Annotated in this window: 13 protein-coding genes; 11 read left to right on the forward strand and 2 right to left on the reverse strand. The window is 37.1% G+C overall.

Annotated features, from left to right (window positions below; genetic code table 11):
• The first annotated feature begins 70 nt into the window (after positions 1-70).
• Positions 71-1,060, forward strand: a complete 990-nt coding sequence (locus NKR20_RS18700) for a hypothetical protein (RefSeq protein WP_253428367.1) — start codon at positions 71-73, stop codon at positions 1,058-1,060.
• A gap of 172 nt (positions 1,061-1,232) precedes the next feature.
• Here the strand turns inward: NKR20_RS18700 and NKR20_RS18705 are convergent, their stop codons facing one another.
• A complete protein-coding gene (locus NKR20_RS18705) occupies positions 1,233-2,513 on the reverse strand; it encodes an SLC13 family permease (RefSeq protein ID WP_253428368.1) in 1,281 nt (426 codons plus the stop codon).
• Positions 2,514-2,640: 127 nt separating this feature from the next.
• Positions 2,641-3,522: a LysR family transcriptional regulator gene (locus NKR20_RS18710; RefSeq protein WP_253428370.1), complete on the reverse strand. Its 882-nt coding sequence runs from the start codon at positions 3,520-3,522 to the stop codon at positions 2,641-2,643.
• Positions 3,523-3,709: 187 nt separating this feature from the next.
• On the opposite strand from NKR20_RS18710, the gene NKR20_RS18715 reads away from it, so the two are divergent.
• The 10 genes from NKR20_RS18715 to NKR20_RS18760 are packed head-to-tail and all read left to right on the forward strand — an operon-like array spanning position 3,710 to position 12,806.
• Positions 3,710-4,897 carry an acyl-CoA dehydrogenase family protein gene (locus tag NKR20_RS18715; protein ID WP_253428373.1) on the forward strand — a complete coding sequence of 396 codons (1,188 nt, stop codon included), beginning with the start codon at positions 3,710-3,712 and terminating at the stop codon, positions 4,895-4,897.
• A gap of 20 nt (positions 4,898-4,917) precedes the next feature.
• The gene (locus tag NKR20_RS18720; protein ID WP_253428375.1) at positions 4,918-5,313 is read left to right on the forward strand and encodes a Zn-ribbon domain-containing OB-fold protein; all 396 of its coding nucleotides are present in this window, start codon (positions 4,918-4,920) and stop codon (positions 5,311-5,313) included.
• Positions 5,314-5,325: 12 nt separating this feature from the next.
• A complete protein-coding gene (locus NKR20_RS19570) occupies positions 5,326-6,468 on the forward strand; it encodes a thiolase family protein (protein WP_253428377.1) in 1,143 nt (380 codons plus the stop codon).
• A gap of 21 nt (positions 6,469-6,489) precedes the next feature.
• Positions 6,490-7,251, forward strand: coding sequence for an SDR family NAD(P)-dependent oxidoreductase (locus tag NKR20_RS18730; RefSeq protein WP_253428379.1), 762 nt, complete (start codon positions 6,490-6,492; stop codon positions 7,249-7,251).
• Between the two features lie 11 nt (positions 7,252-7,262).
• Positions 7,263-8,018, forward strand: a complete 756-nt coding sequence (locus tag NKR20_RS18735) for an SDR family NAD(P)-dependent oxidoreductase (protein WP_253428381.1) — start codon at positions 7,263-7,265, stop codon at positions 8,016-8,018.
• Between the two features lie 33 nt (positions 8,019-8,051).
• A complete protein-coding gene (locus NKR20_RS18740; RefSeq protein WP_253428383.1) occupies positions 8,052-9,179 on the forward strand; it encodes an AAA-type ATPase lid domain-containing protein in 1,128 nt (375 codons plus the stop codon).
• Between the two features lie 18 nt (positions 9,180-9,197).
• On the forward strand, positions 9,198-10,406 hold the full coding sequence (locus NKR20_RS18745; RefSeq protein WP_253428385.1) for a CaiB/BaiF CoA transferase family protein: 1,209 nt from the start codon (positions 9,198-9,200) through the stop codon (positions 10,404-10,406).
• Positions 10,403-11,617 carry a CaiB/BaiF CoA transferase family protein gene (locus NKR20_RS18750; protein ID WP_253428387.1) on the forward strand — a complete coding sequence of 405 codons (1,215 nt, stop codon included), beginning with the start codon at positions 10,403-10,405 and terminating at the stop codon, positions 11,615-11,617. Before NKR20_RS18745 ends, NKR20_RS18750 begins: the two co-directional genes overlap by 4 nt.
• 16 nt (positions 11,618-11,633) lie before the next feature.
• Positions 11,634-12,410 (forward strand): enoyl-CoA hydratase/isomerase family protein, encoded by a 777-nt coding sequence (locus tag NKR20_RS18755; protein WP_253428389.1) that lies wholly within the window; start codon positions 11,634-11,636, stop codon positions 12,408-12,410.
• Positions 12,411-12,425: 15 nt separating this feature from the next.
• Positions 12,426-12,806, forward strand: a complete 381-nt coding sequence (locus tag NKR20_RS18760) for a PaaI family thioesterase (RefSeq protein WP_253428391.1) — start codon at positions 12,426-12,428, stop codon at positions 12,804-12,806.
• The last annotated feature ends 7 nt before the right edge of the window (positions 12,807-12,813 follow it).

Below are 12,813 nucleotides of genomic sequence, written 5' to 3' on the forward strand. Positions count from 1 at the left end.
TTTTCCTATATAATTGTTATATAAAAGTTATATAAATATAGCATATATGAGAATGATAGGAGGAGGCACGATGATTACACCTCTTTCACAAAAGGAAAGAAATGAATTGTTATCCCATGTATCAGAAGAACAGAAAGAGTTTCTTCTGAATGGATTAAAACGGAGTCGACAAACGATTTTTGGCAATTTTATGTTGTCTGAGAAAGTCCATGCGATTAAAGCAGCTGATGAAATTGAGTTGCTTGAAGAAGAACAAGATGTGGTCGATTGGATGATTGTAGAGTTTGTAGATCACGGGTTAGGAAATCGTCTTGGCAAATGTGCATGTGGCCGTTCTTTACGCTTCGAATTTACAGTTCAACATACGAAAACGAAAAAGACCATTGTTTATGGGAAAGATCATTTAGCGGAATTTTTAAATTTAGATGTTCGCGATATTGATGGAGTCATTTACGAATTAAATTCCATCGACTTTGAACTAGATGAAATGTTAATGAAAATAAGAGATAAGGATTATGGTTATGAACTACTAGAGGGGCTATCCGAATACCCAAAAGATATTCAAAATCATGTCGATCATCACATTCCACTACTACAACGCCAAATAAAACGGCTGAAGAAACTCATTGAAGAGAAAAAGCTCGCAGAAGAATTAGAAGTATTTAAACTAGCCAATGCGAAAATCATGAAGCGACTTGAAAAAGAGAAGAAAGAACAACAATCTCGAGAGCAAGAAATCACAGAGAAGGTTCATGCTGGGCTTCCACCAAACGCTAGCTTAGGTGAGATTGCATATACCTTTGTGAAAAATGGTCTTTCTAGCGCAACGGAAATTAGCCATCATATTCGGAATCATTTTAGTGCAGAAAAACGAATGTCCATTAGCGTGATGGAAAGACCTTATATTTACATAGATGTTGTCACAGCCTTAATGGAATATGTAAAGCAGGACTATTTGATTTTTGATGAAGAGTCTTCTGGTATAGAAGATTGTGTCTTTTTCATCAATCCAGAAGCACAGCCGGAAAATACAACAGTCATTCAAGAGACGTTATTTTAGGGAAACCCCGTCTATTAGGGTTTCCTTTTTTTCTGTGTTTTACTTTAAAATAAAAAGAAGTGCATTCAACAGAGCTCATTCTGTTTCATGCACTTCTTTTATTCTAGTTATCTAGAAGCTTGTCCTATCTTCTAATTCCCCATTTCAACTATACAAATAGGTGATTTAGATATTAGAAACTAATACCTAATATGATGAAGACTAACCAAGCTAAACCAGGTCCAAGTAATGTTAAGCCAACTGTACCAAGAAGTAATTGACGGAACATTTTTGATTGCGAAATTCCTTGTGCGTTTGCAAGGAATAATGCACCCCCGCCTGACAATGGACTTAAGTCAACAATATTCGCTGACACAGCAATAGCTGAAACAACAGCTGTTGTTGAAAGTGTTGGATCTGTTAAAATTGGTGCTGCAAATTTCATAATGGCAGCTAAGAATCCTGTAGTTGAAGCAAATACGGAAACAAAACCACCTAAATAAGATGCACCAAGAGTAGCCATAACCGGATTAGCAAATTTAGAAATTTGATCGGATACAAAGCCAATCGTACCAATCGTATCAAGTACGCCTACAAATGAAACGATCCCTGCAACTAATAAAATAACTGTCCATGGTACTTTCGCTAAAATGGCATTTTGATTTTTTACATCCGCACAGCCTAAAAGTAAAGCAATTGTTAAAGCTGTGAAGCCCATATTTAACTCAAATCCAACTACTAGTACCACCATTAATAGAATACCAACAAGAGTCATGAACTGATAACGATTTAATTTCACCTTTGGCGGTTGTGCCACAATATAGTTAATATTTTGTTCCATCGATTCAATCGATGCTGCACTCTTCTGTTTAAATAACTTCAGACCACCTAATAAGATGAAAATCACTACTGATAAAATCAAAATGAAAATTGCAATATTCAAATATAGTTTAATTGGCGAGAATGGAATATTTTCAGATTGAATAACTCCATTTACAATCACTCCAAATAAACTAAGTGGCGAAAATCCACCAATAACTATACCTAAATGCATCATCATAGCCATTAGTAATGGAGAAATTTTCGAATCATATGCCATTTTAAGACCAATCGGCGCTACAATCGAACATACGGCTAAAGAGGCCACGCCCATTGACGTTAAAAGAGCACATAAGAATAAGATAAGCCAAGGTATTAGACCCACATTTCCCCTTACAAGACTTAGTCCCCAATTGGTAATAATATCAATTGTTCCATTTGTTTGAACTATCGCAAACAAATACGTAATCCCTACTAACAGTACAAATAAATCTGCCGGGAATTTAGCATAAATGTCTGCTAATTCTATTGAATTTGAAAACACTAAATAACCGTATGCAGCAATAAATCCTAATACACCTACGTTGATTGAAAAAACTGCACCAATAATAAAAATTAACAACAAGATAATTAGTGATATGATGTGTATCTCCATACCTGCAACCCCTTTCATTCCCAAATATGAGATGTTCCCCTTTGTTCTTTGGATTTTATAGTATGGATTAGTGCTTCGTAAACAAATTTCTAAATATTAAAACAACTTTTACATAATGGAATCGCTCTCAATTCCCTCTAAAATAGGCATTTGACTCTTTTTTAAAAACTTGAATTATTTCAAGTTTTAAACTTTCCTCTTTGTAAAGAGCCCATTGATTTCTTAAAAATGGTCTTCCATCAATGAAATGCATTGGTTCAATAAATAGAGGTAGTTTAGCCTCTTCCACTTCTTTTTTAATAATTGAATAAGGCAATGCACAATAACCTAATCCATGTAACATCATTTCTCTACACGTTTCTGGATTATCTACTTCTATGAAAATATTTTGTGGTACATTGAAACGCTCATACCACCATTTATGATCTTCTTCCGCTACTTGTGGGTCCATTTTTTGTGTGATTCGTTTATGACGATACAAATGTTCTAAATCTAGTGGCTCTCGTGACATTAAACAAATCTGGTCTTCTCGTTGTAATTCTTTCGGACCGTTCCAATAATAGTCTCCTCGAATAAAGGCAACATGGAATTTATCATTCAGCATATCGCTCCAAATTTTATGATTCGTACCCGATTCAATTTTAAAGCGGATATTTGGATATTTAGCTGTGAAAGACTTTAAAATGTTCGTTAAATCATAACGTACAATATTGGTGTTTGCTCCAAGTCGAATTTCCCCGTGTAACTCCTTTTTCGTTTCCGCTAACTTATCTAGGAAATTCAAATACTCATTATTCATCTTTGTTGCAAATTGATACGCAATTTCCCCTTCTGGTGTAAAATCGATCCCATTTTTTACTTTCGTAAATACTTTAATATTTAAATCCTTTTCAATTTGATTAATTCGATATGTTAGTGCAGGTTGAGACATATGTAATCGTCTTGAAGCACGAGTTAAGTTCTTTTCCTCATACACGGTTTGAATTAATACCCAATCTTGTTTGTTCATGAAACCTCTCCCCCATTGGATTATAAAAAAATTTTAAGTTTTCCGAAAAAAGATGAATTTTATTTTTATTATACAATGAAATATACTCTTTACTAACGATAAATCGTCAATTTACAAGAAAAAAATCGCACTTTCTATCAATCTAGGTTTATCGATTATAAAGAAATACAAGGGGGCTTATAGGGGTATGGCAATTAACACTGCTTTAGAATCAGCAGAAGAACTAGAAATGTTGAGGAAACTTGTAAGGGATTTCAGAAAGAAAGAACTTTTACCATTAGAAGAATTAATTATTCAACGTGAAGCAAACCGTGGGATGAGTGATGATCCGATTATTCCTCCTGATGTAAACGCTCACCTTTTAAAGAAAGCAAAAGAAGCTGGCTTATACGGCATTGATGTTCCAGAAGAATACGGTGGTTTAGGTTTAGGTTATACAGCAAAGATGGTTGTGTTAGAAGAACTGAGTCAATCCATCGTACCATTTATCTTACCTCCAGAAACACCAAACTTACACTTTTTAATTTCGTGCTGTAACGAAGAGCAACGTGAAAAATATTTACTTCCTTATGCACGTGGGGAAAAGAAATCAAATCTAGCATTAACTGAGCCAAACGCTGGTTCTGATGCAGGTGCCATTCAAATGCGTGCAGTCCGCAAAAATGGTAAATGGGTATTAAATGGTCAAAAAACATTTATTTCTGGTGCAGCTCACACAGACTTCTTAATTACACTTGCAGTAACAGACCCTGAAAAAGGCAGCAGAGGCGGAATTACTGCATTCTTAGTAGACCGTGATACTCCAGGCTTAGAAGTAACACGTGGTATCGCAACAATCGGTGAGTTCCACCCATACGAAGTTTACTATAACGATGTTGAATTAGATGATAGCCAAGTTCTAGGAGAAGTTGGAGCTGGATTTGAACCATTAAAAAATCGCTTAGGTGTTCGTCGTATCGAATTAGCGATGCGAAGTGTTGGGATGGCAACACGTGCACTAGAAATGATGATTGATTATTCAAAAATCCGCAAAACATTTGGTCAATACTTATCTGATCGCCAATCAATTCAATGGTGGATTGCAGATTCTTATACAAATATCCAAGCCAGTAAGTTAATGATTTATGATGCGGCTCAAAAATTAGATGCAGGAGTTAAAAATATCGCAAAAGAAACGTCAATGGTAAAAGTATTCGCAACCGAAATGGCAACAGACGTTGTCGATAAATCAATTCAAGCACACGGCGGAACGGGTGTAACGAAAGATTTACCATTAGAGTACATGTACCGTTTATTACGTATTTACCGTATTGTTGAAGGCCCATCAGAAATTCATCGTTGGACAATTGCACGTGACTTAATTAAATCGCGATAAACAAGGGGGATATGATAACCATGGAAACAAAGCAACAACGTATTTACGGTGAAGAGTGGATGGAACAAACAAGTGAAGGCGTATCTCTAATTGTTAGTGAATGCCAATCATGCGGAAGTAATTGGTTCCCTAAAAAAGAGATTTGCCCAGATTGCTTCAGCACTGATTACCGTACAAAACCTTTAGAAGGCGAAGGAGAAATTTATTCCTTCACAACGCTAACGGTAACAAGTAAAGAATTCCAAGCACCTTTAACAATTGCGTATATCGATTATCCAGGAAATGTACGCGTATGTGGCCAAATTGAAGGCGACAAAGTAGGCATTGGTGAAAAAGTAGAGATTGTTTTAGGTAAGATTGCGGAAGATAGAGACGGAACAGATGTCTACAGTTATAAATTCAAAGTGGTGGAATAGGAGGAGTTCATTGTGCGAAGTGTTTCAGTAGTTGGCGCTAATATGATTCGTTTTGGAAAAAATCCAAAAACGCTTGAGGAAATGGGTCAAGAAGTTGTAGTTGGCTTATTAAAAGATTTAAATGTGGACCGTGAAAAAATTGATGCGGTATTTGGAGCTAATGTATTTGGAGGTCACTTACCTACACAACGTGTATTAAAAGAAATTGGCATGACGGGAATTCCTGTTTTCAATGTTGAAAACGCTTGCGCAAGCGGTGCCACAGCTTATCATCAAGCATATCAAGCAATTGCTCATGGCATTTATGACGTAGCTCTTGTTATCGGGGTTGAAAAATTAACCGCTTTAGGTGGCGGTGCATTACCGATTCCTCCAAATGAAATCGAAGGAAACCACGGAATTGTAATGCCTGGTGTTTATGCAATGCGTGCTCAACGTTATTTACACGATTTTAACGCAACTTCAGAAGACTTAGCTTTAGTATCCGTTAAAAACCGAGCAAACGGTGCATTAAATCCTTACGCACAATTCCAAAAACCGGTGACAGTAGAAGAAGTAATGAGCTCTCGCCTAATTGCAGATCCATTCACATTATTACAATGTTCTGCAAATAACGGTGACGGTGCTGCAGCGGTATTAGTATGTGCGACAGATCGTGCGAAAGAATTTTCAGATGTATCCATTAAAACAGAAGCTTCAGTTATTACTTCCGGTTTATTTAAAGGCGGCTATCGCGATTTAACGTGGGCTGAAATCACATATCGCGCTGTAAATGAAGCGTATCAACAAGCAAACGTGAAACCAGAGCAAATCGATATGGTTGAGATGCACGATGCATTCACAATTGCGGAAGTTTTATATTACGAAGCGATGGGCTTCTGTGAACACGGAAAAGGCGTGGAGTTCTTAAGAGATGGTAAGAGCCAAATTGACGGTCAAGTAGCAGTAAACCCAAGTGGTGGTTTAATTTCTCGCGGACATCCATTAGGTGCAACAGGTGTAGCTCAAATTGCCGAAACATTCTGGCAACTGACAGGTCAAGCAGGTAAACGCCAAGTGAAAAACCCACAATACGCATTAACACATGTTACTGGCGGAGGAATTTCTGGTGTTGATAACGGTGCATGTGGCGTACACATCTTTTCAGCAGTCTAACATTTGAGGAGGATTCATGACATGACAGTAAAGGATCGAGTTGCAGTCATTACTGGCTCAGGCCAAGGTATTGGAGCTGGAATTGCAATAGAGTTAGCAAAACAAGGTGCAAAAGTTGTCATCAATGACGTAAACGAACAACGTATTGAAGAAACAGTTGCAAGTTTAAACGCGGAATTCGGAGAAGGAACAGCAATCGGCATTAAAGCGGATATTACAAAACCAGAAGAAGCAAAACACTTAATTGATAACACAGTAGAACAATTAGGTAAGATTGATATTTTAGTAAACAATGCAGGAATTGCGAAAGATAAAACAATTCGTAATTTAACAGAAGCAGATTGGGATAGCGTACTTGATGTGAACTTAAAAGGAACATTCTTAACATGTCAGGCAGCTTCATTCCACATGATTAAACAAAATTATGGTCGAATTATCAATATCTCTTCTCGTGCGTGGTTAGGCTTTAAAGGACAAGCAAACTATTCTGCTTCAAAAGGCGGTGTGGTGAGTTTATCTCGTACGTTAGCTTTGGAACTAGCAAAATATCAAATTACAGTAAACACAGTTTGCCCTGGAATTATTCGCACACCATTATTCGAACAAATTCCTGAAGAAGGTAAAGAAAACTTAATGAAATTACAACCAACAAAATCAGTGGGTGAACCAAAAGATATTGGCTATAGTGTAGCGTTTTTAGCTTCCGATAAATCAAGCTATGTAACAGGTCAAACATTATTTGTTTGCGGCGGTAAAAGTTTATTTTCTTCATTATCTGTATAGGAGGTATTCAGGTGGATATTCAAAATCAAGTAGTTGTCATTACAGGATCAGCTGGAGGTATTGGCTTTGGTACAGCAAAAGCCTTTGCCAAAGAAGGCGCAAAAATTGTTATCAATGACTTAGACCAAGAACGTGTAGATCAAGCAGTTGCCGAACTTAGAGAAAGTGGCACTGAAGCAATTGGTGTTGTTGCAAACATCACGAAGTTAGACGAAGTACGTAATCTATTCCAAACTGCAGTAGATACTTTTGGACGCGTAGATGTGTTAATCAATAACGCTGGTATCGAACGCGATAAAAGTATTAAAAACATGTCAGAACAAGATTGGGATCTTGTTATCGTTGTGAACTTAAAAGGAACATTTAACTGTTCAAAAATCGCCGCTGAATTTATGCGTGAACAACAATTCGGTCGCATTATTAACATCGCTTCTCGTGCATGGTTAGGTTGGTTTGCACAAGCAAACTATGCAGCTTCAAAGGGTGGCGTTGTCAGCTTAACTCGTTCATTAGCAATCGAGCTTGGTAAATACGGTATCACAGTAAACTGTATCGCACCTGGTTTAATTCGCACACCATTATTTGAACAGTTAAACGATGAAGTAAAAGAACGTTTAATCAAAGCACAACCATCTGGACAACTTGGTTCTGTGGAAGATATCGCAAATGTAGCACAATTCTTCGCAGCAAGAGAAGCGCATTATATTACTGGTCAAGTAATGTATGCATGCGGCGGTAAAAGTTTATTCGCAGCACCTTCAGTTTAAGAGATTATTATTTTAAGAGTGGAGGGTTAAAGAATGGAAAACGAATTTTATATACCTCTACTACAGATGAACTCACTTCAAGGTAAGGTACATCTATTCTCTAGTACTCGTAAAGAGATAGATTTTCAAAGAGATGATGAAGAGCGTGATTTACTTCACTCTTATAATATTCCAATACGCTTACTACAAAACAAGCATTTGAAGGAAAATCTTCAAAGCGTTGAGCTTCATTTAAAAGAAATGATTACATTACACCATTACTTATTTAACAAAAAACAACTAGTAAGAGATTTTATCACCTTTAATCCTGTAATGCGTGATATTAAAATTTGGGCTCAGCAAATGGCTATGGAACAACTTCCAATAGCTATTTGCGGGACACAAGGTGTAGGAAAAAGACACCTTTCTCAATGGATTCATCAACAAGATGTGGCAAGTGACGGGTATTTCTTACAAATCGATTGTAAAACAATGACCGAACAAGATATTCGAGATGTGTTACAAATCATTTCGACGTTGCCAGAAAATTTGTTATCACAACTATTACAAAATGGAACATTATATATTCACCATATAGATTGGCTTTCCTTTGATCTTCAGCAAGAACTATTAGAGTTATTTTTTGACCAGCTAAATATGCGTCATAAAATGCGTTTTATCATTTCATTGGAACATGATTTAAACGAAAGCTATAAAAATGGTTTTATTTGTTGCGGGCTATATAAACTCATCGATCAATATGTCGTTATTCCTCCCCTGGCAGAACGAAAACAAGAAATTAGTAGTTTTGTAAGTTTGTTTATCAAACAAGCGAGTCAACGAAAAATGTGTCAACGTATCAAAATTGAAAAAGAAGCGATTGACGTTCTAAGTAACTACGAATGGCCCGGTAATTTAATCGAACTACAACAATTTATCGAAAAACTGTTTCTAGCTGAACGAAGTATTGTGACGAAACACTATGTATTAGGTGCTTTACCCTCCTCTTACGTAGAAAAAGCTGAACAAAAATTAACATCCTTAGCAGATGCAGAAAAGGAAATTATTGAACGAACACTCCGTATATGTGGAAACACGTTAGAAGGGAAAAAACAAGCAGCGGATATTTTAAAAATTTCCTTATCGACATTGTATAACAAGATGAAAATCTATGATCTATAACATAAAGGAGGGAGCTAGTTGGAGTCGTTTGTATTTAGCGATGTGAAGATTTTAGATTTTACAACTGAAATGGGCGGGTATTCTACAAAGCTATTTGCGGATTTAGGGGCAGAAGTTGTTAAAGTAGAACCACCTCAAGGCGATTCAACTCGACAAAAGGGTCCATTTTATCAAAATATCAAAAGCAATGAAACGAGTTTGTATTACTTCTACTTAAATACAAATAAAAAATCCATCGCATTAGATATCGAAACGGAAGAAGGACAAGCACTCGTAAAAGAGTTAGTAAAAGACTACGACATTATTGTTGAAAATTTCGCACCTGGTTATCTAGCAAGTTTAGGGCTAGACTATGAAACGTTGAAAGCCATTAATCCAAAACTAATAATGACTGCGATTACACCGTTTGGTCAGACTGGTCCTTATAAAGATTATGTAGCCAATGATTTAGTTGGTGTTGCAATGGGTGGATTAATGTATTTAGGTGGTTACCCTGATACTTCCCCACTACGTCCATACGGAAATCAAGGTTATTTTGCAACATCATTATTTGCGGCAGTTGGCACGTTATTAGCTCTTATGTATCGCGATCAAAATGGCATTGGTCAATATATTGATGTATCCATGCAAGAAAGTGTTGCGATGGCATTGGAAAATGCAATTCAGTTTTATGACTTAGAAAACGTTGTTCGAGCACGAACTGGTGCAGAAGATCGTCAAGCTGGTTGGGGATTATACCCATGTGCAGATGGTTTGGTTTACATTATGACTGCTGGTTTATCAAATGCAGGTGGTTGGCAAAATCTTGTGAATTGGATGATTGAGTCAGGTGTTGAAGGTGCGGAATCATTAAACGATCCAAAATGGCAAGATCATGAATGGCGCGCAACAACAGAGGCACGCGAAATATTCATGAATCTATTCACAAAATTTGCTGCAGCCAGTACAAAACTTTACCTGTATGAAGAAGGTCAAAAAAGAAAAGTACCGATTTGTCCAGTAAACGAATTGCCAGACGTTTTAACAAACCCACAATTAATCGCAAGGGATTTCTTCAAACAATTAAAACACGAAGATATCGAAAAACCAGTAATTTATTCAGGTCCTCCATATTTATTCACGGAAATGGAATGGTCTTTACGCACTCCTGCTCCTAAATATGGCCAACATACAGAAGAAATTTTACCGCAGTATGCAGCTCATCTAAAGGAGGGAATCAAACAATGACTCGTCGTCCCTTAGAAGGAATTCGAATTGTAGACTTTACATGGGTTGGTGCGGGACCATATACGACAAAAATATTAGCCGATGCCGGAGCAGAAGTTATTAAAATCGAATCTGAAAAACGTCCTGATGTGTTACGCTTTATGCCACCTTTAAAAGACGGTATTAAAGGCATTAATCGTAGTGGTTACTTTGCTAATCGAAATACGAGTAAAAAAAGTTTCACACTTGATATGAAACAAGAAGAATCAAAGGAAATTATTAAGCAACTAGTCGCTAAAGCGGATGTTGTAACGAATAGCTTCACGGCTGGTACGCTTGAACGTTGGGGACTTGGATATGAAGTCTTAAAAGAAGTGAAACCAGATATTATTTTCATGAGTATGCCCATGCAAGGAACAACTGGCCCACATAAAGATTACTCAGGGTTCGGAGCGATGATGAATGCGCTAATTGGATTAAATCATCTGACAGGACTAGAAAATCGTGAGCCGATTGGAACAGGTACCAATTATCCTGACCACGTACCAAATCCAACACATGGTGCTTTTGCGATAATGTCTGCCATTCGCTACCGTAACAAAACAGGCAAAGGCCAATACTTAGAATTAGCCCAAACAGAGTCTGCCTTAAATGTATTGGCAGTAGCCGTTTTAGAAGCTGCAAATAACAATACCTCACCAATACGAAAAGGAAACTTTGTACCTGAGGCTATTCCAAATAACGCGTATCCATGTCAAGGTGAAGATCGCTGGTGTGTTATCTCCTGCGAAACAGAGGAACAATGGGAAGCATTAATCAATATCCCTCATTTACGTCCTATCTTTAAAATTCAGAATATTAAAAATAAGGAAGTTAGACTTAAAAATATTAAACAAATTGACGCCATTATTACCGAGTGGACAAAGCGGCATACGCCAGAAGAAATTTTCGAACAATTGCAAGCGTTAAAAATCCCAGCTGGTATTATACAAACAGCTAAAGATTTAGTGGAATATGACAAACAGTTAAAAGCTCGTAACCACTTAATTACATTGAATCATCCAGAAATGGGCGAAACCCTATACAATAACGCCCCATTTAAAATGTCTGAAACGCCTGTAGAACCAACAAAAGCTGCACCAATGATTGGAGCAGATACAGAGGACGTTCTTAAAGAAATTTTAGGCATGTCAGAAGAAGAAATCAAAAAACGAAAACACTTATTTATATAGGAAGGAAGTATATAATATGGCTTTAATTTATGAAAAACGAGGAAGAATCGCACTTATTCAATTAAACCGTCCAGAGGCAATGAACTCTATTGATCCAGAAACAGAAGTAGAATTACGTGAAGCTTGGACAGATTTTCAGAATGACCCAGACCTTTGGGTAGCGATTTTCACAGGTACTGGTGAAAAAGCATTCTGTACAGGTTCTGATTTAAAGAAAACAATGCCTCCAAAAGAAAGCTTTGCACAAATCACTTTAAATGGATTAGGAAAAAGAGACTTCGTACCTCCATTTAAACAATACAAACCAATTATTGCGGCTGTTAACGGTTATTGTTTAGGTGGCGGATTAGAAATGGCTTTAATGTGTGATTTCATTATTGGATCAGAGTCATCTTCTTATGGATTAACAGAAGTTAAGATTGGTAGTATGCCAGGTTTAGGTGGTACACAACGTATTGCACGCCGTATCCCTTATGGTGCAGCAATGAAAATGTTATTAACTGCTGAGCGCTTACCTGCAGAAGAAGCATATCGTCTAGGCTTAATCACAGAGGTAGTGCCAAATGAAGCATTACTAGATCGCGCATTCGAATTAGCAGAGAAAATTTGTGAAAATGCACCATTATCTGTTCGTGCTGTTAAAATGGCTGTAACAGAAGGTTTAGAAATGACATTAGAACAAGGTATGGCCCTAGAAAACTTAGCATGGGGTATGTTACGTGATACAAAAGACCGTATTGAAGGTCGTCAAGCGTTTGCAGAAAAACGTAAACCAGACTATAAAGGTGAATAAAACGAATCGGGGGCGATGACATCGGAATACATCAGTCCATTTTGGGAGCATATCTCCTTAAAAGTAACCTTATCAGCCGATGGTAAATCTGAAGTAACAATCCCTGTTCAAAAAGAAGTATTGAATTTTGGTGGAAATGTACAAGGTGGTGTCATTGCAACCTTAATCGATGTGGCAACTGGTTCAGCTGTCGCATCAATTCTTTCAGAAGGACAGAAAATCGTTACAACAGATTTAACGATCCACTACGTCCTCCCCGGTCAAGGTAAAATGTTAACTGGGAAAGGACATATCAAACATAAAGGGCGAACATTAGCAGTAGCAAATGGAGAAGTTTTTAATGACGCAGGTCAACTCATTGCACTAGGTTCTGCCTCATTTCGCATAATTGAATGATTGGAGT

This window comes from Ureibacillus endophyticus, assembly GCF_024159215.1.
In the GTDB taxonomy this organism is placed as follows: domain Bacteria; phylum Bacillota; class Bacilli; order Bacillales_A; family Planococcaceae; genus Ureibacillus; species Ureibacillus endophyticus.